This is a genomic window from Vibrio sp. 1641 (assembly GCF_033339995.1).
In the GTDB taxonomy this organism is placed as follows: domain Bacteria; phylum Pseudomonadota; class Gammaproteobacteria; order Enterobacterales; family Vibrionaceae; genus Vibrio; species Vibrio alginolyticus.
The window spans coordinates 1-503 of record NZ_JAWOVP010000548.1 but is presented as its reverse complement, the minus strand read 5'-3'; the positions used below and the strand labels follow the sequence as shown (position 1 = coordinate 503).

The following is a 503-nucleotide window of genomic DNA, read 5'->3' as shown; positions in this document are numbered from 1 at the left end:
AATTAGGCTGGCGGTTGCCTGCTGAATGAGCTCTAGAGCTTCTGTTATTTGGGGCAAATAGCGCTTTCCTTCCTCTGTTAGCTCCACGCCGTTTAACCCTCGATGAATGAGAGGAAGCCCAACGAGTTGCTCTAAAGATGCCATCTGTTTACTGACCGCTCCTTGTGTTACGCATAGGTCATCGGCGGCTTTAGAAAAGCTGAGATAGTTAGCCACAGCAACAAAAGTCCTCAATGCACGAATGGAAGGGTACTCACTACCTTTTATCATTCTTTCAATTCCATTGAATTTGATTGGGCACAGAGTAGAGGATTTGTACTTTTAAGCAAAGCAAGGCACGACGGATGTGTGATTGGCTTCCTTTCTAGTAAACACGCAATGCGATATTTCAATGACTATTTAACAACTCAAGAATATTCACGCTGTGTATTTTTATTTTGAAAAAACTACAAATTAGCGAGAAGCTTTTTCACTAGTTATATTTATCCTACATTTATATTGTT

The 503-nt window shown here is 40.6% G+C and carries 1 protein-coding gene; it reads right to left on the bottom strand.

The annotated features are described in order from the left end of the window. The coding region (locus R7Z47_RS27055; protein ID WP_318131054.1) for a LysR family transcriptional regulator at positions 1-270 on the bottom strand (270 nt) is incomplete at its 3' end. Positions 271-503: the final 233 nt, after the last annotated feature.